This is a genomic window from Ruegeria sp. HKCCD7181 (assembly GCF_057221055.1).
Genome location: NZ_JBWVBC010000007.1, coordinates 188713 through 209377, shown reverse-complemented (window position 1 = coordinate 209377; position 20665 = coordinate 188713). Strand labels below are relative to the sequence as shown.

22 protein-coding genes are annotated in these 20665 nt (G+C 57.1%); 12 read left to right on the top strand and 10 right to left on the bottom strand.

Going from position 1 to position 20665, the window contains the following annotated elements:
* Positions 1-380: 380 nt before the first annotated feature.
* From pgeF to lgt, 3 genes are read right to left on the bottom strand one after another with little or no spacing between them, the layout of a single operon-like run.
* Positions 381-1139, bottom strand: coding sequence for a peptidoglycan editing factor PgeF (pgeF, locus tag AC2TCY_RS15330; protein WP_480848633.1), 759 nt, complete (start codon positions 1137-1139; stop codon positions 381-383).
* Positions 1136-2203: a class I SAM-dependent methyltransferase gene (locus AC2TCY_RS15325; RefSeq protein WP_480848632.1), complete on the bottom strand. Its 1068-nt coding sequence runs from the start codon at positions 2201-2203 to the stop codon at positions 1136-1138. The genes pgeF and AC2TCY_RS15325 overlap by 4 nt, the downstream gene beginning before the upstream one ends.
* On the bottom strand, positions 2200-3087 hold the full coding sequence (lgt, locus tag AC2TCY_RS15320; RefSeq protein WP_480848631.1) for a prolipoprotein diacylglyceryl transferase: 888 nt from the start codon (positions 3085-3087) through the stop codon (positions 2200-2202). Before lgt ends, AC2TCY_RS15325 begins: the two co-directional genes overlap by 4 nt.
* A gap of 97 nt (positions 3088-3184) precedes the next feature.
* Between lgt and AC2TCY_RS15315 the strand changes: the two genes are divergently transcribed.
* The 5 genes from AC2TCY_RS15315 to AC2TCY_RS15295 all read left to right on the top strand — a co-directional run bounded on the left by AC2TCY_RS15315 (position 3185) and on the right by AC2TCY_RS15295 (position 6393).
* Complete coding sequence (locus tag AC2TCY_RS15315; RefSeq protein WP_480848629.1) at positions 3185-3433, top strand: accessory factor UbiK family protein; 249 nt, start codon at positions 3185-3187, stop codon at positions 3431-3433.
* A 323-nt stretch (positions 3434-3756) separates the two neighbouring features.
* On the top strand, positions 3757-4257 hold the full coding sequence (locus tag AC2TCY_RS15310; RefSeq protein ID WP_480848628.1) for a type III secretion system chaperone family protein: 501 nt from the start codon (positions 3757-3759) through the stop codon (positions 4255-4257).
* A gap of 39 nt (positions 4258-4296) precedes the next feature.
* On the top strand, positions 4297-5112 hold the full coding sequence (proC, locus tag AC2TCY_RS15305) for a pyrroline-5-carboxylate reductase (RefSeq protein ID WP_480848626.1): 816 nt from the start codon (positions 4297-4299) through the stop codon (positions 5110-5112).
* Positions 5105-5443 carry a tRNA-binding protein gene (locus AC2TCY_RS15300; protein WP_480848624.1) on the top strand — a complete coding sequence of 113 codons (339 nt, stop codon included), beginning with the start codon at positions 5105-5107 and terminating at the stop codon, positions 5441-5443. The genes proC and AC2TCY_RS15300 overlap by 8 nt, the downstream gene beginning before the upstream one ends.
* Positions 5443-6393 carry a 2-hydroxyacid dehydrogenase gene (locus tag AC2TCY_RS15295; RefSeq protein ID WP_480848622.1) on the top strand — a complete coding sequence of 317 codons (951 nt, stop codon included), beginning with the start codon at positions 5443-5445 and terminating at the stop codon, positions 6391-6393. Before AC2TCY_RS15300 ends, AC2TCY_RS15295 begins: the two co-directional genes overlap by 1 nt.
* Here the strand turns inward: AC2TCY_RS15295 and AC2TCY_RS15290 are convergent.
* Entirely contained in the window at positions 6390-6968 is a 579-nt protein-coding gene (locus tag AC2TCY_RS15290; RefSeq protein ID WP_480848621.1) for a thymidine kinase, read from the bottom strand. The two genes, AC2TCY_RS15295 and AC2TCY_RS15290, sit on opposite strands and share 4 nt — an antisense overlap.
* Positions 6969-7323: 355 nt before the next feature.
* On the opposite strand from AC2TCY_RS15290, the gene AC2TCY_RS15285 reads away from it, so the two are divergent.
* Positions 7324-7785, top strand: a complete 462-nt coding sequence (locus AC2TCY_RS15285; protein WP_480848619.1) for a hypothetical protein — start codon at positions 7324-7326, stop codon at positions 7783-7785.
* A gap of 41 nt (positions 7786-7826) precedes the next feature.
* Here the strand turns inward: AC2TCY_RS15285 and AC2TCY_RS15280 are convergent, their stop codons facing one another.
* Both AC2TCY_RS15280 and carB read right to left on the bottom strand, forming a co-directional pair.
* A complete protein-coding gene (locus AC2TCY_RS15280) occupies positions 7827-8951 on the bottom strand; it encodes a beta-ketoacyl-ACP synthase III (RefSeq protein WP_480848617.1) in 1125 nt (374 codons plus the stop codon).
* A gap of 226 nt (positions 8952-9177) precedes the next feature.
* Positions 9178-12594: a carbamoyl-phosphate synthase large subunit gene (gene carB / locus AC2TCY_RS15275; RefSeq protein ID WP_480848615.1), complete on the bottom strand. Its 3417-nt coding sequence runs from the start codon at positions 12592-12594 to the stop codon at positions 9178-9180.
* Positions 12595-12771: 177 nt separating this feature from the next.
* Here carB and AC2TCY_RS15270 point away from each other — a divergent pair, with 177 nt between their 5' ends.
* From AC2TCY_RS15270 to aspS, 4 genes are all read left to right on the top strand, one after another.
* On the top strand, positions 12772-13899 hold the full coding sequence (locus AC2TCY_RS15270) for an aminodeoxychorismate synthase component I (RefSeq protein WP_480848613.1): 1128 nt from the start codon (positions 12772-12774) through the stop codon (positions 13897-13899).
* Complete coding sequence (locus AC2TCY_RS15265) at positions 13854-14501, top strand: aminotransferase class IV family protein (RefSeq protein ID WP_480848612.1); 648 nt, start codon at positions 13854-13856, stop codon at positions 14499-14501. Before AC2TCY_RS15270 ends, AC2TCY_RS15265 begins: the two co-directional genes overlap by 46 nt.
* The gene (locus AC2TCY_RS15260; protein ID WP_480848611.1) at positions 14498-15169 is read left to right on the top strand and encodes a CPBP family intramembrane glutamic endopeptidase; all 672 of its coding nucleotides are present in this window, start codon (positions 14498-14500) and stop codon (positions 15167-15169) included. The genes AC2TCY_RS15265 and AC2TCY_RS15260 overlap by 4 nt, the downstream gene beginning before the upstream one ends.
* Before the next feature lie 77 nt (positions 15170-15246).
* Positions 15247-17022, top strand: a complete 1776-nt coding sequence (gene aspS, locus AC2TCY_RS15255; RefSeq protein ID WP_480848610.1) for an aspartate--tRNA ligase — start codon at positions 15247-15249, stop codon at positions 17020-17022.
* A 252-nt stretch (positions 17023-17274) separates the two neighbouring features.
* Here aspS and AC2TCY_RS15250 read toward each other — a convergent pair whose 3' ends face one another.
* Positions 17275-17988, bottom strand: a complete 714-nt coding sequence (locus AC2TCY_RS15250) for a response regulator (RefSeq protein WP_480848609.1) — start codon at positions 17986-17988, stop codon at positions 17275-17277.
* 135 nt (positions 17989-18123) lie between these two features.
* Between AC2TCY_RS15250 and mce the strand changes: the two genes are divergently transcribed.
* Positions 18124-18528 (top strand): methylmalonyl-CoA epimerase, encoded by a 405-nt coding sequence (mce, locus tag AC2TCY_RS15245; RefSeq protein ID WP_480848607.1) that lies wholly within the window; start codon positions 18124-18126, stop codon positions 18526-18528.
* 9 nt (positions 18529-18537) lie between these two features.
* Positions 18538-18813 carry a DUF1467 family protein gene (locus AC2TCY_RS15240; RefSeq protein ID WP_480848606.1) on the top strand — a complete coding sequence of 92 codons (276 nt, stop codon included), beginning with the start codon at positions 18538-18540 and terminating at the stop codon, positions 18811-18813.
* Between the two features lie 3 nt (positions 18814-18816).
* On the opposite strand, the gene AC2TCY_RS15235 is transcribed toward AC2TCY_RS15240, so the two are convergent.
* The 3 genes from AC2TCY_RS15235 to AC2TCY_RS15225 form a co-directional block, all read right to left on the bottom strand.
* The gene (locus AC2TCY_RS15235) at positions 18817-19515 is read right to left on the bottom strand and encodes an EI24 domain-containing protein (RefSeq protein ID WP_480848604.1); all 699 of its coding nucleotides are present in this window, start codon (positions 19513-19515) and stop codon (positions 18817-18819) included.
* Positions 19512-20090, bottom strand: coding sequence for a nitroreductase family protein (locus AC2TCY_RS15230; protein WP_480848603.1), 579 nt, complete (start codon positions 20088-20090; stop codon positions 19512-19514). The genes AC2TCY_RS15235 and AC2TCY_RS15230 overlap by 4 nt, the downstream gene beginning before the upstream one ends.
* 220 nt (positions 20091-20310) lie before the next feature.
* A complete protein-coding gene (locus AC2TCY_RS15225) occupies positions 20311-20553 on the bottom strand; it encodes a hypothetical protein (RefSeq protein ID WP_480848602.1) in 243 nt (80 codons plus the stop codon).
* Positions 20554-20665: the final 112 nt, after the last annotated feature.

Genomic DNA, 20665 nt, shown 5'->3' with positions numbered 1-20665 from the left:
CGGCGCGCGACTCTGACGGAATGGCTGGAAACCTGCTTCCAGGGCATTTCAGGTTCCTGTTCCCTGATGGCCGCAACAACGGCGCTGAGAAAGCGCGATTTCGACTTCATTTTAGATCCTGCTCTGTTAGGGGCTTGAGCCCCGATTTCCGGTTATGAACCTAACGTGCCGCCGATTTGAGGCGCAGATAAGGCTGATCCGGGATGAATTCAGGACAAAATGAAGGTTATAGGTACTCCTTTGTTAACCAGATCAGGCAGGCCAAGGTGAAGTACCGGATAACTGCCTGAGGACTAGTAAAAACTTGAAACGATTCTGATCAAAATAAACACAAAGATTGTGGCATAATCTGGGCAAAGCCGCCATATTTCGGTCTAAAATTACAGCTTGATAGCGGAAATCAGACGACCGTAATCGACTTCCTGAGCGTGGGTTGTGCGGCGATAAGAGAAAAATCTGTCCGGGTCTGAATACGTACAATGCCGGGTCCACTCGGCCTGACCAACGCCAGCTTCGCGCAGTCGGTGCAGGCCAAACGCAGGCAGGTCGAATTGCAACCGATCCCCCTGACCATTCGCAAAAAAACGGGCATTCTCGGATGATTCCGACAGGAAATCCTCCAGGAATTCCTGACCGACCTCATAGGCGCGCTGCGAAATTGTTGGCCCGATCACTGCAACAGTGTTTTCCCGCTTTGCCCCCAGCGCCTCCATGGCATCCAGCGTGGCTTCCAGCACGCCGTCTAGCGCGCCGCGCCATCCGGCATGAGCAGCTCCGATCACATTTGCGTCACCATCGGCGAAGAGGACCGGCTGGCAATCAGCGGTCAGAATGGTTAGGGCCAGCCCTGGAGTGGCTGTGACGACAGCATCTGCCTTGGGTTTGTCGCCGTTGATTGGAGCCTCAACCGTCAGAACAGTCGGCGAATGTACCTGATGCACTCCGATCAGAGCCTCGGGCGTCACCTCCATGGCATGCGCCACGCGCCGGCGGTTCAAGGCAACGGCCTCAGTCAGGTCCGAAGACCCATACCCACAGTTTAGACCTGCAAAAATCCCTGAGGAAGCGCCTCCGCGTCGAGTGAAGAACCCGTGGCGAATGGGAGACAACAAATCCGAGGTCAGAATTTCCAGTGTCATCGCTCAAGTCCCGGTGGCGTCGCTGCGGTTGCAGGGAAGAGACCCAGCACCTTGAACAGGTTTCCCATTTCATCGGGATGCGTCAACCGTCGATGTGCTGCAATCAGGGCGTCGAGCGCCGATCCGCTTTGTTGAGCGGCCAGCGCCTGAGCCCGAGCCGTGATACCTAGCCGTTCAAGAAACACACCCTGCGGCGTAAGCCGCGTATGCTTACACCCGACGGCACGGGCAGTAATGGCCAGTGGTTGAAAGTCCACATGAGCCGTAAGGTCCGCATGACCTGGTGCCTCCAGCGGATCGGTGTGTTCATGGGCGCGCAGTGCCTGAAATGTGTCGCCCAACGAGCGCCAGTCGCCATAGTCAATGATCAGAGCTGTTCCACCTGCAGACGCAATATGACTGGCGATTACGGTGAGAACCGGGATTGCCGCAGCGCAGATTTCAACAAGATCTCCATCCTTGGTGTCTTCCAACCGATCCGTCAGCGCGATCTGAGCGGATTGCGGCCCGAGACCAAACGCTAGTTTTTCGCCGTCGGTGCCGATAAGTCTTTCACGCCACCCATCTCCTTCGCGTAGGAACTGTCGGATCGGAAGGGCGTCGAAAAACTCGTTTGCGACCAGAAACAAGGGCAGGTCAGGTAACTCGGTCAGGGTGTCGATCCACCGAGGAGAGTGCCCCTCCAGTGTTTTTGTCTGAATTTCACGCAGGGTTGGTGAAGCTTCGAACAGGACGATCTGTGCCGCATCGTGAAATCCCGGCACAGTCCGGGTGGCGCGCAGGATATCGGCCATCAGCGTACCGCGCCCCGGTCCAAGTTCCGCCAGAACGATCCGTTCTGGCTGGCCTTGATTGATCCAGGACTGCGCCAGACACAGCCCGATCAGTTCGCCGAACATCTGACTGACTTCGGGGGCGGTAACAAAATCACCGCGCGCACCCAATGGATCGCGCGTCATATAGTACCCAAATTCCGGATTCAGCAGACATTCAGACATGTAGTCTGCAACGGTCATGGGGCCATCCAGCCGGATGCGTGTGATCAGGTGATCCTTCAGGGTCATGTCGCGCGCCGCGCTCGCAGGACAAACCAGAGGCCGAGGGCAATCATCGGAAGTGAAAGCAACTGTCCCATGGTCAGGCCATATCCACCTATGTGCCATGCCAGCCCAAGTGGATTGCCCGGAGACACAAATTGGGCATCCGGCTGGCGAAAGAACTCGACAACAAAGCGCGATGCTCCGTAGCCCGCCAAAAAGATTCCCATGATCAGGCCTGGCCTGCGCAATGCTCCGCGCCAGTAGGCCAACCAAATCAACAATGCCCCCAGCAGCAAGCCCTCCAACGCGGCTTCGTACAGTTGCGACGGATGCCTTGCGCAAAGTCCCGCAACAACGCCAGGGCAGTCCTGTGCCGCCATGCCGGGAAAGACAAACGCCCAAGGCAACTCAGTCGGTCGGCCCCACAGCTCGGCATTCACGAAATTCGCCAGCCGTCCCAACAACAGGCCCGGCGGCACCGTATACGCCACCAAATCACCGAGGGATAGAATGGGTACATTGTGGCGCCGCGCATATAAGTAAGAAGCAATCACCACTCCGAGCAGGCCGCCGTGAAAAGCCATGCCGCCCTGCCAGACTTTTACGATTTCCAAAGGGTGCGACAGGTAATAAGCGGGCTGATAGAACAGCACAAAGCCCAGTCGACCGCCCAGAATCACGCCGATAATGATCCAAGTGACCAGATCCTCAAGTTGTTCGGGCTTCATCGGCGGAGAATCGTCCCGCCAAAGGACAGGGCGTCGCAACGCCATCATGGCCATGCGCCACGCAATCAGGATACCCGCAATATAGGCCAGCGCGTACCATCTCAGAGCGAACTCCATCCCGAACAGTGAGATCGAGAATAGTTCGGGCGACAGATCGGGGAATTTCAGAACAGCCTGCATGTGCGTCTCATTGCCCGGGGATTGCGGGGCAAGTCAACCTTGAGCCCGAGCCATTCTTTACCCATATAGAGACCAACCGCGATATCGGAGTAAAGCCATGCAAACCCGCAACAAGATTCTTGACGACGTTTCTCAACTGATGACCAACGCAATGGGCGTGGCCCAGGGTGCGAGGGAAGAGGCAGAGAACGCGATGAAGTCGATGATGGACCGTTGGCTGGCCGACCGCGATTTTGTCACCCGCGAAGAATTCGATGCCGTCCGCGCAATGGCTCAGAAAGCACGTGAAGAAAACGCAGCCCTCGAAGAACGCATTGCCGCGCTCGAGGCCAAGCTGGGCAAATAACGCCAGAGCGTTTCGCTGAAATCAGATTTCCGGGCAAACCCAAATACCGCGCAATCCAGCTTTGGGTTGTGCGGTGCGGTGTATGTTGACGCATCGCAGAATTTAATCAAGACAAAGCTGCATCTCGTGCCAATATTTTGATTGCCGTTGCCGGCTATCCACAACTTATTGCCGTTATCCCCAAGAAATGGGGTTGCCAGAGTCTCTGCCACATCGCACCATATTTAGTACAGGCCAATGGGGGAAGCCCGGCTTGTAGAGCAGTCAACTAGCGCTGGGGCGCTGCCAGCCCCCGAAATGCTAGAGATGAGTGAGGTGGCATTATGGCCCTTTCCGAGCAGTTTCTCGAAGAAGACCTTCATCCAATCGACATTGTTGAGCACCTGGCCGAACACCACGACTGGGATTTTGACCGCATCGGGGATGATCAGATTGCCATGGCCGTTGAAGGCCAGTGGCGTACTTATTCGATCACACTGGCGTGGTCCAACTATGACGAAACGCTGCGGATGGTTTGCTCGTTCGAAATGGAGCCTCCAGCCGATCGTGACCCAGAGCTTTATGAATTGCTCAACAAGATGAACGATCAGTGCTGGGCCGGTGCGTTCACTTATTGGGCCAACCAGAAGCTGATGGTTTATCGGTACGGTCTCGTGCTTGCGGGTGGCCAGATGGCCAGCCCCGAGCAGATTGATACGATGATCAACGCTGCCGTTCTGAGCGCCGAACGTTATTATCCAGCTATCCAGTTGGTAACGTGGGGGAACCGTACCCCCGAGCAAGCGATGCAAGTCGCCATTGCAGAGGCCTACGGCCGCGCGTAAAGCTTTGCCCTGAACCTGAAAGTTAGGGGAGGGGCAATCATGGACATGACACGTGTCGCCGAGCAGGGGCTTGTGCTTCTGGGTTGCGGTAAGATGGGGTCCGCAATGCTGGCGGGTTGGCTGGATCATGGCCTGCCCGCCGCTTCCGTCTGGGTGATCGACCCTTTCCCGTCTGACTGGCTGAAGGCGCAAGGCGTCAACATCAACACTCCGTTGCCAGAGTCGCCGGCCGTCGTTCTCGTCGCGGTCAAACCGCAGATGATGGGTAAGGCTCTGCCTGCCATTCAGGCACTTGGTGGCGGTGGCAGTCTGTTTGTGTCCATCGCTGCAGGTACTTCGCTAGCGACCTTTGAAAATGCATTGGGCGAGGGCACACCGATCATTCGGGCGATGCCCAATACGCCAGCAGCAATTCGCCAGGGAATCACCGCTTTGATCGGGAACGGCAACGCGTCTGACGACGACCTGACTCTGGCGGAAAACCTCCTGTCCGCCATTGGAGATACGGTACGTCTTTCAGACGAAGGGCAGATGGATGCGGTAACCGGGCTCAGCGGATCTGGCCCGGCTTATGTGTTTCACTTGATCGAAACGCTGGCCAAGGCAGGCGAGGCGCACGGTTTGCCGCATGACCTCGCGATGAAGCTCGCGAAGTCTACTGTTGCAGGGGCAGGGGCGCTGGCTATGGCCGCAGAAGAGGACCCATCCGAGCTGCGCGTCAATGTCACGTCGCCCAACGGAACTACCCAAGCCGCATTGGAAGTGTTGATGCACGAAGAGACCGGGTTCCCAGATTTGCTGCACCGGGCTGTCAGAGCAGCAACGACCCGATCCAAGGAGTTGTCGCGTGAGTGAGATAACTTTTGATGAATTCCTCAAAGTTGATATCCGCGTGGGCGAAGTAATCCGCGCCGAGCCGTATCCTGAGGCACGAAATCCCTCGATCAAAATGTGGATCGACTTTGGCGATGAAATTGGTGAACGCAAAACCTCGGCCCAGATCACCGCGCATTACGATCCTTCGACTCTGGTAGGAAAACAGGTGATGGCGGTGGTCAACTTCCCCCCGCGCCAGATCGGCAAGTTTATGTCCGAGGTCTTGGTGCTGGGTCTGCCCGATGACAACGGTGAGATCGTTCTGATCGGACCGGATGGCGAAGTCCCAATCGGTGGAAGGATGCACTGATGAAGGTGTTGATCACCCGCCCGATGCCCTCGGTTGTCGAGGCCCGTGCCCGCGCTGATTTCGATGTCGAGATACGCAGCGACACCCTGCCATTGACGCGTGAGGAAATGCAGCGAGCCCTGACCGAATTTGACATCGTGGTGCCAACTCTGGGCGATCAGTTCTCGGCGCAGGTCTTTGCGGAAGCGCCAAAGCCCCGATGCAGTTTGCTGGCAAATTTCGGCGTGGGCTACAATCATATAGATGTCGCCGCCGCTCGATCCGCGGGCATTGAGGTCACAAACACGCCCGGTGCGGTCACCGATGCAACGGCAGATATTGCGATGACCCTGCTGCTAACAACCGCGCGCAGAGCGGGCGAGGGTGAGCGGATGGTGCGCGCAGGGCGCTGGCAGGGGTGGCACCCGACACAAATGCTGGGTCACCACGTTACAGGCAAGCATGTTGGCATCGTTGGAATGGGGCGTATCGGTCAGGCTATCGCCCGGCGCTGCCATTTCGGATTCGGGATGCAGGTTTCTTACACTGCGCGCAGCACGAAACAGCTCGATTTTCCAGCGACCTACACACAGGACCTTGAGGTTCTGGCCTCCGCGGTCGACTTCCTTGTGCTTGCGGTTCCTGGCGGCGCAGAGACCCGCCACCTGATAAACACCCAGGTGTTGGCAGCGATGAAGCCGACGGCTCTGTTGATCAACATCGCGCGTGGGGAAGTTGTCGATGAATCCGCTCTGATCGCTGCACTGAAAGCTCACCAGATCGCAGGTGCCGGACTAGACGTTTATGAGTTTGAGCCTGCTGTCCCGCAGGCTTTGCGCGATATGGAAAACGTGACACTGCTGCCGCACCTTGGCACTGCCACCGAGGAAGTACGCACTGATATGGGCAATATGGCTTTGGATAATGTCGCCGCCTTCGTGGCCGGACGCGAGCTACCTAACCTGGTCTAAGTTCCAACGGCCTCACGCCAGTGCTTTCGGCAGAGCGAGACGTAGGTCTCGTTTCCGCCGATCTGAACCTGAGCACCTTCAGTGACGGCGCGACCGTTTTCATCCTGACGAATCACCATCGTCGCCTTTCGGCCGCATTTACAGATGGTCCTGACTTCCCGCATCTCATCTGCCAAAGCCAGCAAAGCCGCCGATCCGGGAAACAGCTTGCCTTGAAAATCTACCCGCAAACCGTAGGCAAGTACGGGAATGTTCAGATCATCCACCGCTTGGGCAAGCTGCCAGACCTGATCCTCGGATAGGAACTGAGCTTCATCAATGAACACGCAGGCCGCTGGACCGCGCTTCAGCCGTGTTTCAATCATGGAATACACGTTGTCCTCAGGGCGGAATGTATCCGCCTCTTCCGAGATGCCGATGCGTGATGCGATACGCCCCGCTCCTGCGCGCCCATCAACAGCCGCAGTCATCAGATAGGTATCCATGCCACGCTCGCGGTAGTTGTGCGACGCTTGCAATAGTACGGTCGACTTGCCCGCATTCATTGTGGAGTAGTTGAAGTATAATTTGGCCATATCGCGGGTCTAATTCGCGCCAGCGCTAGGGGCAAGTCAACTGTGCGGTTGACAAAAAGCGCCGCCGCCGTTGCGGTCTTCGGGATTGAGCAGATGCTCTTGGGGATGGATATCCCGAATTCACAACAGCGGCGCACTCGGCCAACATGAGGCCATTAACGGCAGGGCCAGAATCGTGCCCTGTTACCACTCTTTACCGGCTCGAACGGCCGCCACTCACTCACAAAATCCCTGCATATCTGAGGGATAGTCAATTTATGGCATTTCAATTATGTATCGAATATGGGAAATTTCCCCACCCATTCCCCCGTATGGACAAGCGGCGGGCGGGTGCGCAGGTAACAAAGGTAAGAAAATGGCGGATATCGGGGCCTATCTGAAGAAGCATACCGAAGCATTGGTGAAAGACGTCGGAATCGAAGCCGCGTGCGAGATCACGGGGAAATCCAAGGCTACTTTGGGTCGATACTATTCCGACAACGCTGAGCATACCGATCGTTTCATGCCAGTGGACGCGGTCGCGCGGCTGGAGAACGCATCCTCTTTCCCGCACGTGACGTCGGCGCTGGCTGATCTTCGGAATATCACACTGTCCTATGACGGGCGGAATGCAGAAAGTCCTCGCACCGGGGGTGTCAATTCGGACGTCATCGCGCTGAGCCAACGGTTTGCAATGCTGATGACCGAATATCAGGCCGCGATCGAAGACGGAATTATCACCGTGAACGAAGCCAAACGCCTGCTGAAAGAGACCAGCCTCCTTCAACACGTGCTGATCGAAATGAAGCTGCACCTGGAAGAAGAAAGCGTAAGCTGAGCCTGAAACTGCAGCTTGTCACTCGGCTTGATGCGGCCTAGTTAGGTGTGCTTTTTCACGACAACTGACCCAACTGAATAGCCCGCGCCAAACGAACAGATCAGCCCGACATCTCCGTCCTGTAGATCATCAGAGTATTTCGAAAACGCGATGATCGAACCAGCTGAGGATGTGTTTGCGTAGTCCTGCAGGATGTTGGGTTGCTCGCCCTCTTCAGGTTCGCGTCCCAGAACTTTTTTGCCAATGAAGTCATTCATTGTCTTGTTGGCCTGGTGCAACCAAAGACGTTTCAGGTCGCCGCTGCTCAGATCCTCTGCCGCCATATGGTCGGCAATATGCCGGCTGACCATAGGTAGGACTTCTTTGAACACCTTACGGCCGTTCTGCATGAACTGCATATCACGGCGATCAGTTACGCCGTCCGGGCGCGACCGACGTAGAAAACCGTTATTGTTCCTGATGTTGTTGGAAAATTCTGTTGCGCAGCGGGTCGAAACGATTTCGAAATGCGGGCCTGTTGCATCTTCGATGCGTTCGATCAGCGTTGCAGTGGCGACATCTCCAAAGATGAAATGACAATCACGGTCACGCCACTCCAGATGCCCCGAGCAGATTTCCGGGTTCACGACAAGCGCCGCCCGAACTGAGCCCGACCTAACCATGTCTGCTGCCGCCTGAATGCCAAACGTGGCTGATGAACATGCCACGTTCATATCAAACCCAAAGCCTTTGATTCCCAACGCTTGTTGAATCTCTATCGCAATTGCGGGATAGGCGCGTTCGTGGTTTGAGGCCGCGCAGATGACCAGGTCCACGTCTTCCGCAACACGCCCTGCTTGAGCCAGTGCTTTGCGGCAAGCATCTGTCGCCATCTCGGTCATGATCCCCGGCTCATCATCGGTGCGCTGGCGCAGCGATGGGTGCATGATTTTGGGGTCCAGCACACCGGTTTTGTTCATAACATACCGGTTCTCGATACCCGAAGCCTTGAAGATAAAATCCTCCGAGGAATGCTGTATCGGATCCATCTGCCCGGCAGCGATGGCCTCGGCATTTTCGGAGTTCTTGCGGTCCGCATAGGCATTGAACGCCTTAACAAGCTCAGCATTCGTGATGACGTTCTGCGGCGTGAAAACTCCGGTACCTGTGATGGCGGGCGTATACATGAAGGGTCCTGAATGTTTTGATCTGCTCAAAATGCAGTCACTTCAGCGTTTGATCAAGGTATGTTGACCCTAGGGAATTGGCCCGATCGGGTCACATTCAGTGACACATCCTGTAGTAATGCGTGCTTTTCGCGTCGTGGGAACCGGATCAGATAGTTCGGCGCGAATAAAAGCCCCGGTCGTTTGCCGGGGCTTTGCAGTGTGAATTCTCGGTTTGGCTTTGGTCTCAACCCTGCAGCGACTTCACTTCAACGTCTTCTTCGGCCTGCGCCTTGATCGCAAGCGCGGCGGCGTTGGATCCGGCCGCGGTCGTGAAATAGGGAATCTTGTCGTACAAAGCGATGGACCGGATTGCCTTGCTGTCTTCGACAGCCTGCGCGCCTTCGGTGGTATTCATCACCAGTTGCACCTGACCATCTTTCAGCATGTCGACCACATCCGGGCGGCCTTCGTAAACTTTGTTAACCACGTCACAGGTAACGCCCTGTTCTTCAAGCCAGCTTTGAGTGCCGCGAGTGGCGACCAGTGAAAAACCCTGCGCGGTCAGAACCTGTGCCGCCTCGAGCATCGCCTTGCCCTTGTCGGCATCCTTGATTGAGATGAAGGCCCGTCCCGATGGCGGCAATACCATTCCCGCACCCATTTGCGCCTTGAGGAAAGCGCGCGGGAAGTCGCGGTCCCAACCCATGACCTCACCGGTCGAACGCATTTCGGGCCCGAGGATCGTGTCGACACCGGGGAAGCGGGCAAAGGGCATGACCGCCTCTTTGACCGAGAACCACGGCATGTCCGGGTCGGCCAAAGTCATTTGATCGGCGATTTTGGTGTCTTTTCCTTCCTGATAGGGCGGACGCATTGGGAAGTTCGAGAGTTTCTCACCCGCCATCACGCGTGCTGCGATGGATGCAATCGCACTGTCGGTGGCTTTAGCAACGAAAGGCACGGTGCGTGAGGCGCGCGGGTTTACTTCGATCAGGTAGATTTCATCATCCTTGATCGCGAACTGCACATTCATCAAGCCGACGACGTTCAGCGCCTTGGCCAGTTTGAAAGTTTGATCCTTGATCCGACCGATGATCTCTTTCGACAGCGAATAGGGTGGCAGAGAACAAGCCGAGTCGCCCGAGTGGACGCCCGCCTCTTCGATGTGCTGCATGATGCCCGCGACATGCACATCGGTGCCATCGCACAGCGCATCCACGTCCAGTTCGACCGCACCTGCCAGATAGCTGTCCAGCAAAACCGGGCTGTCACCCGAGACCACCACAGCTTCGTTGATGTACCGCTTCAGCTGATCCATATCGCGCACGATTTCCATCGCGCGGCCGCCCAGTACGTAAGAGGGGCGAATTACCAGCGGAAAGCCGATTTCTTCTGCGATTTCCAATGCTTGTTCGTCAGTTGAGGCGATACCGTTCTTCGGTTGCTTCAGGTCCAGCTCGTTGACCAGCGCCTGGAAGCGTTCACGGTCTTCTGCTAGGTCAATTGCGTCAGGAGTGGTGCCGAGGATCGGAATACCTTCGGCCTCCAGCGCGTTGGCCAGTTTCAGCGGCGTCTGACCGCCGAACTGAACGATCACACCGTGCAGAGTGCCATTTTCCTGTTCCTTCGTCAGGATCTCCATCACGTGTTCGAAGGTCAGCGGCTCGAAATACAGACGATCCGAGGTGTCATAGTCCGTCGAGACTGTCTCGGGGTTGCAGTTGACCATGATGGTCTCAAAGCCCGCCTCGGTCAGCGCGAAACAGGCGTGACAGCAGCAATAGTCGAACTCGATACCCTGACCGATCCGGTTCGGGCCACCGCCGAGGATAACCACTTTCTTGCGGTCGGATGGACGCGCTTCGCATTCGACGTCGCCCATCATTGGGGCCTCGTAGGTCGAGTACATGTAAGGCGTTTGCGCTTCGAACTCGGCGGCGCAAGTGTCGATGCGTTTGAACACAGCATTGACGCCGAGATTGCGACGGGCGCGGCGGACATTGTCTTCGTCACGACCGGTCAGGTTGCCCAGACGTGCGTCGGTGAAGCCCAGCATTTTGAGCTTGCGGAGACCTTCTTCGGTGACCGGCAGGCCATCTTCGCGGACTTGACGCTCGGCATCGATAATCTCGCGGATGCGGGCCAAGAACCACGGATCAAACTTGGTGACGCCAAAGATCTCGTCATCGGTCAGACCATGACGCATCGCTTGCGCGATAGTGCGCAGACGGTCGGGAGTTTGTTGGCTGATCGCGCGAATAACAGCAGCTTTGCCAGACGCGTCGAGCAGTGGTCTACCAGACGCGAAAACGTCTTTGCCAGCACTGACGTTTTCGCCTAAGCCAAGGCTTTCGGGAATTACTGCGTCAATATCCACGCCTTCAATTTGGACTTCATCAAAGCCGGTCAGGCCCGATTCCATCGACGCAAGTGCCTTTTGCATCGATTCGTGGATGGTGCGGCCGATAGACATGGCCTCACCCACCGATTTCATCGCGGTGGTCAGGTAGGGTTCAGAGCCCGGGAACTTCTCGAATGCGAATTTCGGGATCTTGGTGACGACATAGTCGATAGTGGGCTCGAACGATGCGGGTGTGACCTTGGTGATGTCATTGTCCAACTCGTCCAGCGTGTAGCCAATGGCCAGTTTGGCCGCGATTTTGGCAATCGGGAAACCCGTTGCTTTCGACGCCAGCGCGGATGAGCGTGACACGCGGGGGTTCATCTCGATCACAACCATCCGGCCATCGTCGGGATTGATCGCCCACTGCACATTTGATCCGCCGGTCTCAACACCGATCTCACGCAGAACAGCGATCGAGCCGTTGCGCATGATCTGGTACTCTTTGTCGGTCAGGGTCAGGGCAGGGGCCACGGTGATCGAGTCACCGGTGTGCACGCCCATCGGATCGACGTTCTCAATCGAACATACGATGATGGCGTTGTCGGCAGTGTCGCGCACAACCTCCATCTCGTATTCTTTCCAGCCCAGCAGGCTTTCATCGACAAGGATCTGGTTCACCGGCGAGGCATCCATGCCCGAACGGCAAAAATGGATATAATCCTCACGGTTATAGGCCACTCCACCGCCCGTACCGCCGAGGGTAAAGGCGGGGCGGATAATAGCGGGCAGGCCGATTTCGTCCAACTCATCCAGGGCCATCTGCACACCAGCATCCAGATCGGTGGAACCGTCTTCACGCTTGGGTGCGGTTACGATGGTCGCCTTGGGGTTCTCCAGACCCAACCGGTCCATCGCCTCGCGGAACAGGGCGCGGTCTTCGGCCATTTCAATTGCGTCGCGCTTGGCGCCGATCATCTCGACGCCGAATTTTTCCAGCACGCCCATCTCTTCCAGCGCCAGCGAGGTATTCAGACCGGTCTGTCCGCCCATGGTGGGCAGCAGCGCGTCAGGGCGTTCTTTCTCGATGATCTTGGCGACAACTTCGGGCGTGATCGGTTCGATATATGTAGCGTCGGCCAGACCGGGGTCAGTCATGATCGTGGCGGGGTTCGAGTTCACCAGAATAACCCGGTAGCCTTCCTCACGCAGCGCTTTGCAAGCCTGAGCGCCGGAATAGTCAAACTCGCAGGCCTGCCCGATGACAATGGGGCCCGCCCCGATGATCATGATCGACTGGATGTCGGTTCTTCTCGGCATGGCCATATTCCTTTGATTGTCCGCGAGTCAGGGCACCGCCCAAGCGCCCAAATTGTCCTGCGTTATAGGGACCGCGCGAAAAGGTGCAAGAGGGATCGGAAACAGGGGCGAAATTGCCGCTTTCCCCCCTTTCCCTTACTGCCGTATTCTCTATATCGCGACGCACAGCAAAAGAGGATGCACTTGCGTATTCGTTTCGATCAGGGGCCGGCCGGGCGAGGAACCCAGTTTGAGCACCCGTCTCATGTGATCCGCGCGGACAAGGCGGAGGATGTGCCCCAAGCTTTGGCGGCGCTGGATGAGGCGCGCGCGAAAGGTGCGTGGTTGGCCGGGTACGCAACCTACGAGCTGGGATATGTTTTGGAGCCGCGACTGGCGGAACGACTTCCCGAAGGGCGTCGATTGCCGTTGTTGTGTTTCGGAGTTTTCGACTCGCCGGATCGAGTGGGGCTGCCCAAGCCGACGGGTGAAATTACTGAATTCACACCACGATGGGACGAAGCCCGATACACACCGGCATTTCGATCCGTTCACGATGCCATCGGGGCAGGGGACATCTATCAGGCCAACCTGACTTTTCCGATCGACCTAAAAGTTACGGGTGACAGCGCAGCGCTCTATGCCTCGCTGACAGCGGGGCAACCTGTAGGTTACGGTGCCATTGTGCAGCAGGAGGGCCTGCCTGATCTGCTCAGCCGCTCGCCGGAGTTATTTTTCCGTACCGATGCCGAGGGACGGATCGAAACACGTCCCATGAAAGGTACGCAGCCCCGCAGCGAAGATCCGGCCGAAGATGCGCGGCGTCGGGCTTTTCTGTCCTCGGACGAAAAGAACCGGGCCGAAAACCTGATGATCGTCGACCTGCTGCGCAACGACATCAGCCGTGTTGCGCTGGCGGGTTCTGTCCGGGTGCCTGAACTGTTCAAGGTCGAAACCTACGCGACGGTGCACCAGATGGTTTCACTTGTTCAGGCCCAGTTGCATCTGGGGGTAGGGCTGTCGGATATCCTGAATGCTTTGTTCCCGTGCGGTTCGATCACAGGTGCACCCAAGATTCGCGCAATGGAAATCTTGTCGGATCTGGAACCCTGGCCCCGGGATATCTATTGTGGCACAATCGGCTGGGCCGCGCCAGACGGGCGATCCGAGTTCAACGTGGCTATTCGGACCTTGATGGTCGACGAAGGAACCGCGATCCTGAATGTAGGCGGCGGTCTTGTCTGGGATAGCACCGCCCCATCGGAATATGAGGAGGCGTTATGGAAATCCCGCTTCGCCCGCCAGTTGAACCTGATTTCCGCCTGATCGAGACTATGGCCTTCAGGCCGAAGCAGGGATTTGTTCGACGGGACCGTCATTTGGAGCGCATGGCCCGCTCGGCTGCGGCATTCTGTATTCCGTTTGACACCAATGCAGCGGTTGAAACACTGGATGCGGTGGCTGGGGTTGCTCCATTACGCTGTCGCCTGACTTTGGATGCGGCAGGCGGATTTGAGATCACGGTCGGGGATCTATTGGCCAACCCAGCGAGATGGAAGCTGACCGTTTCAAACGAACGTCTTGCTGCGTCGGATATCTGGTTGCGTCACAAAACAACGCGCCGCGCGGTGTATGACACAGCGCGCGCATCTCTGACCCAAGGCGTGGACGAATTGCTGTTTCTCAACGAGCGCGGCGAACTTTGCGAAGGCACCATCACTAACCTGTTCCTGACCATGTCCGATGGTCGCTGCCTGACACCTGCACTGTCCAGCGGCTTGCTGCCCGGCATTCTGCGTGAAGAACTGCTGGATAATAAGCGGGTTACCGAGGCTGTGCTGACCTTGGCCGATTTAGAGAATGCGCAAACTATCCACCTCGGCAATTCCCTGAGGGGGCTGATCCAGGCGGAGCTTGTGACACGGTGAGTAAACAAAGCGAATGGGTGGAATCGCCTGCAAATCATCCACGGCTCCGGTTGGAATTCGGGCTGTTCTATATCGCGGTCCCGGTCCTGATCGCCGTGCTCTTCCCACCAGACTGGATGTTCCCGTCGCTGTTTGCCTTTACCGGGTTGGGCATACTCTTACTGCAAGACACGCCGGGATTTTCGTGGCCCGAGTTGCGCTATGGCTGGCGCAACTGGTCCTGGCCCGAGGTTCTGGTGTTCACAACCGCGATGGCGGTACTGTGCTTGGCACTGGTTCTGATCGCGCGGCCGAATGCGGCCTTTGCCCTGCTGTTGCACCGCCCGGAATTGCTGGCCTTTATCTGGATCGGATACCCTTTGCTATCCGCCCTGCCGCAAGAACTGCTGTTCCGCTCACTTTTCTTCCGCCGATATCACGCGATCCTGCCAGATGGTTGGGCCGCTTACCCGTTGAATGCAGCGCTGTTTTCGCTGGCGCATCTGATGTATTGGAGCTGGATTGTCACCATCATGACATTTGCAGGCGGGCTGCTGTTCACCTGGGCCTACCGGGCGCGCGGGTCGTTTTTTTACGCGGTCCTGCTGCACGCAATTGCAGGCAATATCATCTTCGCGGCCGGTCTGGGCATCTATTTCTATTCAGGCAATGTGCAAAGGCCGTTTTGACGGCGCGACCTGCCTTGACTTTCCGGGCCTGACGGGGTGTATCGGCGCGACGAATTCTGCGCCCGAAGGGATATTCCATGCACGCCTATCGCAGCCACACCTGCGCCGCTCTGACCGCCGCCAACGTTGGCGAAACCGTTCGCCTGTCCGGCTGGGTCCATCGGGTACGAGATCACGGCGGCGTGCTGTTCATTGACCTGCGCGACCATTTCGGAGTCACTCAGGTTCTGTGTGACGGCGACAGTGCCGCATTTGCTGAGCTGGAGAAGGTGCGTTCCGAATGGTGCATCCGCATCGACGGCACCGTCAAAGCGCGCGACGCTGAGCTGGTGAACCCGAAACTGCCCACCGGCGAGATCGAAGTTTACGTGCGCGGGCTGGAAGTTCTAGGCGCTGCCGACGAGTTGCCGTTAATGGTGTTCGGCGATCAGGAGTACCCCGAAGAAACTCGCCTGCGCTATCGCTATCTAGACCTGCGTCGCGAAGCGATGCAGCAGAACATGACCCTGCGCTCCGACGTCGTCGCCTCGATGCGTCGCCGCATGTGGGATCAGGGCTTCCGCGAATATCAGACGCCGATCATCACTGCATCCTCGCCCGAAGGCGCACGGGACTTCCTCGTGCCGTCGCGTCTGCATCCCGGCAAATTTTACGCGCTGCCGCAGGCCCCACAGCTGTTCAAACAGCTGATCATGGTGTCGGGCTTCGATAAGTATTTCCAGATCGCGCCCTGCTTCCGTGACGAAGACCCGCGTGCAGACCGTTCGCCAACTGATTTCTATCAGCTAGACCTCGAGATGTCGTTCGTTGAGCAGCAGGATGTTTTCGACACGATCCAGCCTGTTCTGACCGGCGTATTTGAGGAATTCGGCGGTGGCCGCAAGGTCGATCAGGAATGGCCGCAGATCTCGTACAAAGACGCAGCGCTTTGGTACGGCAGCGACAAGCCGGACCTTCGTAACCCGATCAAGATGCAAGTTGTGTCCGAGCATTTCCGTGGCTCGGGTTTTGCGATCTTCGCCAAGCTGTTGGAGCAGGAAGGCACCGAAATCCGCGCCATTCCGGCACCAACTGGCGGTAGCCGCAAGTTCTGCGACCGCATGAATGCCTTTGCTCAGAAAGAAGGTCTGCCGGGTATGGGCTATATCTTCTGGCGCGATCAGGGCGAAGGGATGGAGGCCGCGGGTCCGCTGGCCAAAAACATCGGTCCTGAGCGCACTGAGGCGATCCGCCAGCAGCTGGGCCTGGGTGTCGGCGATGCGGCGTTTTTCCTGGGTGGCAAGCCAAAAGCCTTCGAAAAGGTCGCTGGAAAAGCCCGCGACGTGATCGGGGACGAACTGGGCCTGACAGAAAAAGACCGTTTTGCCTTTGCCTGGATCGTGGACTTCCCGATCTACGAACAGGATGAAGAATCCGGTGCGATCGACTTTGAACACAACCCGTTTTCGATGCCGCAAGGTGGTATGGAAGCTCTGCAGGGTAACCCCTTGGACGTGCGCGGCTATCAGTACGATCTGGCTTGTAACGGCTATGAACTGGTCTCGGGAGCGATCCGGAACCACAAGCCCGAGATCATGCTCAAGGCCTTTGAGCTGGCCGGCTACGGCGCGGATGAGGTCAAGAGCCGTTTTGGTGCGTTGTTCAACGCTTTCCACTATGGCGCCCCGCCACACGGCGGTTGTGCCGCCGGGATCGACCGGATCGTGATGCTGTTGGCCGACGAAGCCAACATTCGTGAAGTCATGATGTTCCCAATGAACCAGCGTGCCGAAGATCTGATGATGGACGCTCCGTCCGATCCGACGTCGGATCAGCTAATGGAACTCGGTCTCCGCATCATTCCGCAGGATTAACCCCAACCGCTCGCCTCAGGCGGGCGGTTTTCGTTTTAGGGTATCGCTTTTGGATCACCCTTCTTGCACCCTTTATATGGCACCAAACATCTGTTTGCGCGGCTGTTTTCACAGTTGGGCTTGTCTGGAAAGCTACCTAAACGGACTGATTAGCCGTTGACGCTTGGTGCGAATTCTCTGTGCTGTCCGTCTGGTATGACGATATGCCCAATAACACAGGAGAGAGGCAGTCACGAAATAGGCCGTCACCACTTATATTGCCTCCTGCCGTTGCAGCCGGTTTTGAACCAGCCCGGCAACCCGTGCCGCCTGAGCGGTGACCGGAGCACCCTGTGCCCGTGATGCAGCTAGTTTTTGAGCCGCTTCCGCTAGTACGGTGTCGTCAGCGTCCCGCGCGACACTGCTCAGAAACTGTACCGCGTAATCCAGCGTGCGATGATCAGTCGGACCGGTCAGAACATCCGCGATATGGGCCATGTCGTCCTGATAAGCCAGCGGATCAGGGCTGATGGTGTCATCCCTAACAGCGCTCATCCCGCCCGGGCGCCGATCCGCAGGCAACAGTTCAAGAATTGCTGTCTGGAAATAAGCCAAAGAGGTCAGCGGTTTGGCCAAGAACCCATCCGCCCCTGCGCGCATCGCCAGTTCTTCGGCCTCATCGTCGCCTGACAAACCCAGAATAACGCTGATCCGAGGGGCGGCGTGCGTCAGTTCGGAGATCAGATCCGCGCCAGAGCCATCAGGCAGGCCCATATCCACGATGATGATCGACGGACGGTAAATCTGCAGATGCCGCCGTGCCGATTTCAGACAATCCGCCCGCCGAATACGCGCGCCGCTGTGCAGGCACATCAAGCGGATGGCGTCACAGGCATACCGGCTGTCCTCGACCACAAGGATGGTCTGTCCCAGCAACGGCCGCAACGCTGTGGCAGAGGGGGCTTCGAATGGTCCCGAATCGTCCATGGCAGAACTCCTAAATAGCAGATGTCTCACGCTAGGAACTTCTGGCTAATACGGGGTTAACGCGCGTTTTGGCGCACTTGCCCTTTAGCTGGGCAACCCCCATAACCGCTGCAACGCAGAAACGAGGAGAGTTCCATGATCGGCCGCCTGAACCACGTCGCCATTGCAGTTCCAGACCTCGAGGCCGCGACGGCGCAATACCGAAACGCGCTGGGCGCCAAGGTCGGTGCACCACAGGACGAACCCGATCACGGTGTTACGGTCGTGTTCATCGAATTGCCGAATACCAAGATCGAACTGCTGTACCCGTTGGGCGAGGACAGTCCGATCAATGGCTTTCTCGAAAAGAACCCTTCGGGCGGAATCCATCATGTCTGTTACGAGGTCGAAGATATCATCGCCGCGCGCGACCACCTGAAAGAAACTGGCGCACGGGTTCTGGGTTCGGGTGAGCCTAAGATCGGCGCGCATGGCAAGCCCGTTCTTTTCTTGCACCCCAAGGATTTCAATGGCTGTCTGGTCGAACTGGAACAGGTCTGAGGCTACCCCATGACAATCACGGCCGCGCTGGTACTGTTCGCCGTCATCTGGTTCCTGACCTTGCTGGTTGTCCTGCCGGTGCGGATCAAGACACAAGGGGATCTGGGCGACATCGTACCAGGCACCCATGCGGGTGCGCCCGAAGTCCATCATTTGAAGAAAAAGATGTGGATCACTACTGGTATTTCTGTGGTCCTGTGGGCGATCATCGCAGGTATTATCCTGTCTGGCGTAATCTCCGTGCGGGATTTCGATTGGCTCAACCAGTTGGAGCCACGTGAATAGGCGTCAGGGTTTGGCTTCCGACAACCCGTGGTAAATATGCGTGAAGGTTGCCGCTCCGATGATCGGGATCACGAGGTTGACCAATGGTACTGACAGCGGGATGGCCATCAAGGTTCCGGCCAGCCAGATTGTTGCCGAGTGTTTGGCCCGCAATTTGCGTGCGCCTTCACGTCCTATCCTCCGCATCGCGGCAAGGGTGAAGTACTCTCGCCCCAACAAAAAACCGTTCATGGCCCAAAAAATGAAGGGCGCAAGCGGCGTGAATATCGCGTAGAGGATCAGCGCCAGCAAGTTTGCCCCGATCAACACACCGAGAAAAGTCATGGTATCCCAAAGAGCATCGCCAAACGGAATACCGGGAACCTTCGGAAGACTTGGAAAGTGCTTGTCTTCGACGGCTTGCGCGACTTCTTCCAAAAACATGGATGTGATGGCCGATGCAACCGGAACCATCAGGAACATCGGCAGGACCAAGACCAAAATGATGCCCGAGTAATTCAGCACATCGTTCAGCCAGGGCACCGCACCGATAATGGGCAATGAAATCTCATTTCCGGACAGCGTGTTTATCAGCCAGATTGCGCCGGCGCAGGCAACAATCAACAGAAGGATCGTGAGGCCGATGCCGCGCCAAAGGACGCCCCTGAATTTGGGGTCACCAATCTGTCCCAGTGCGGCAAAGAAGGCATTCAGGATGATCATTCCGAAAGCCAACTGGTCATAGCCGCGACATCAGGCCGAGGGCGTTCGGGTGGAGAGACGCCTTCCGTGGCGATGTGGATCAGCCCGGCGACTCGCTCATTCTCGGCCAGCCCAAACGCCTGTTCACAGAACCCTCTGTCGTGCGACTGCCAGCCGGACAACCAGTTCGCGCCCCACCCGGCAGCCAGCGCAGCGTTGAGCAGTCCCAGGCAAACGGCGCCTGCAGAATATGTCTGTTCGATCGCCGGAACTTTGTCCGAAGGTTTCTGAACTTCGATCACCGCCACTGCCAATTGACCCATGTCGAATTGGTTGCGTGCCTTGGCAATATCCTCTGGACTTTTTCCCAAGATAGCACCGCGCGTTTCCGTCAGCTCGGCCAAGCGCGGCATCGCGTCCTTTTCGAGAACAATAAACCTCCAAGGCTCCAACTTGCCGTGATCGGGGTTGCGTGCAGCCGCTGTCAGCAACGGCAAAAGCTCGTCCCGTGTCGGGGCTGGGGCCACCAGCGTCTTAGCCGGGCGGGATCGGCGAGTCTGCAGAAATTCAAGCGCGGCGGGGGACTTCAGCGACATATGTTAACTTTCTTTACATGACCCGCTTGTATCTCGGTCGTACGGGGCTCCATTTCAAGGGCAAACTGATGGGATCGCGGTGAGATTTTCAATCGGAAAACGTAAGGAAGCGCGTGTATGACCTAATAAATGACCGACATTTGGCCTGTGCACCAAATCTCCGCTCGCCCTATCGGTCACATGCTAATGCGGTCGTATAATGGGTTCTGGCATGGGCTTTCTAGCCACGACCAGTTTCGCGAACCTGATAAACACCTTCGGGCAAATCCAGTGCCGCGGCCAGGTCGCGTACCTGTTCTGGTGATAGCGTGATCTTTTGGATCTTATCTGTGCGTGGGTCCAGCTGTTCCAGCGTTACACATTCTGCAAAGCTGTTGATGACGACGTCCTCTTGCAAAGGCTTGGGGCCTTCGTCAACCAGAGTTATAACTGTCGAGTCGAATTCATGCTCAATCGAAAACATGATCGCACAGTGCAAGGCCATACCGGCTATTGCAACCCGTGTTGAACCAATTCGATGGTGGCCGAGCTGGAATTGCCGCGTTATGCTTGCCTGCCGGCAGGAGTGACTGGAA

Excerpts from the sequence above, each read along its gene's own strand:
- pgeF (WP_480848633.1), bottom strand. The coding sequence starts at position 1,139 with ATGACACTGGAAATTCTGACCTCGGATTTGTTGTCTCCCATTCGCCAC.
- AC2TCY_RS15325 (WP_480848632.1), bottom strand. The coding sequence starts at position 2,203 with ATGACCCTGAAGGATCACCTGATCACACGCATCCGGCTGGATGGCCCC.
- lgt (WP_480848631.1), bottom strand. The coding sequence starts at position 3,087 with ATGCAGGCTGTTCTGAAATTCCCCGATCTGTCGCCCGAACTATTCTCG.
- AC2TCY_RS15315 (WP_480848629.1), top strand. The coding sequence starts at position 3,185 with ATGCAAACCCGCAACAAGATTCTTGACGACGTTTCTCAACTGATGACC.
- AC2TCY_RS15310 (WP_480848628.1), top strand. The coding sequence starts at position 3,757 with ATGGCCCTTTCCGAGCAGTTTCTCGAAGAAGACCTTCATCCAATCGAC.
- proC (WP_480848626.1), top strand. The coding sequence starts at position 4,297 with ATGGACATGACACGTGTCGCCGAGCAGGGGCTTGTGCTTCTGGGTTGC.
- AC2TCY_RS15295 (WP_480848622.1), top strand. The coding sequence starts at position 5,443 with ATGAAGGTGTTGATCACCCGCCCGATGCCCTCGGTTGTCGAGGCCCGT.
- AC2TCY_RS15290 (WP_480848621.1), bottom strand. The coding sequence starts at position 6,968 with ATGGCCAAATTATACTTCAACTACTCCACAATGAATGCGGGCAAGTCG.
- AC2TCY_RS15285 (WP_480848619.1), top strand. The coding sequence starts at position 7,324 with ATGGCGGATATCGGGGCCTATCTGAAGAAGCATACCGAAGCATTGGTG.
- AC2TCY_RS15280 (WP_480848617.1), bottom strand. The coding sequence starts at position 8,951 with ATGTATACGCCCGCCATCACAGGTACCGGAGTTTTCACGCCGCAGAAC.
- carB (WP_480848615.1), bottom strand. The coding sequence starts at position 12,594 with ATGCCGAGAAGAACCGACATCCAGTCGATCATGATCATCGGGGCGGGC.
- AC2TCY_RS15270 (WP_480848613.1), top strand. The coding sequence starts at position 12,772 with ATGCACTTGCGTATTCGTTTCGATCAGGGGCCGGCCGGGCGAGGAACC.
- AC2TCY_RS15265 (WP_480848612.1), top strand. The coding sequence starts at position 13,854 with ATGGAAATCCCGCTTCGCCCGCCAGTTGAACCTGATTTCCGCCTGATC.
- aspS (WP_480848610.1), top strand. The coding sequence starts at position 15,247 with ATGCACGCCTATCGCAGCCACACCTGCGCCGCTCTGACCGCCGCCAAC.
- AC2TCY_RS15250 (WP_480848609.1), bottom strand. The coding sequence starts at position 17,988 with ATGGACGATTCGGGACCATTCGAAGCCCCCTCTGCCACAGCGTTGCGG.
- mce (WP_480848607.1), top strand. The coding sequence starts at position 18,124 with ATGATCGGCCGCCTGAACCACGTCGCCATTGCAGTTCCAGACCTCGAG.
- AC2TCY_RS15240 (WP_480848606.1), top strand. The coding sequence starts at position 18,538 with ATGACAATCACGGCCGCGCTGGTACTGTTCGCCGTCATCTGGTTCCTG.
- AC2TCY_RS15235 (WP_480848604.1), bottom strand. The coding sequence starts at position 19,515 with ATGATCATCCTGAATGCCTTCTTTGCCGCACTGGGACAGATTGGTGAC.
- AC2TCY_RS15230 (WP_480848603.1), bottom strand. The coding sequence starts at position 20,090 with ATGTCGCTGAAGTCCCCCGCCGCGCTTGAATTTCTGCAGACTCGCCGA.
- AC2TCY_RS15225 (WP_480848602.1), bottom strand. The coding sequence starts at position 20,553 with ATGTTTTCGATTGAGCATGAATTCGACTCGACAGTTATAACTCTGGTT.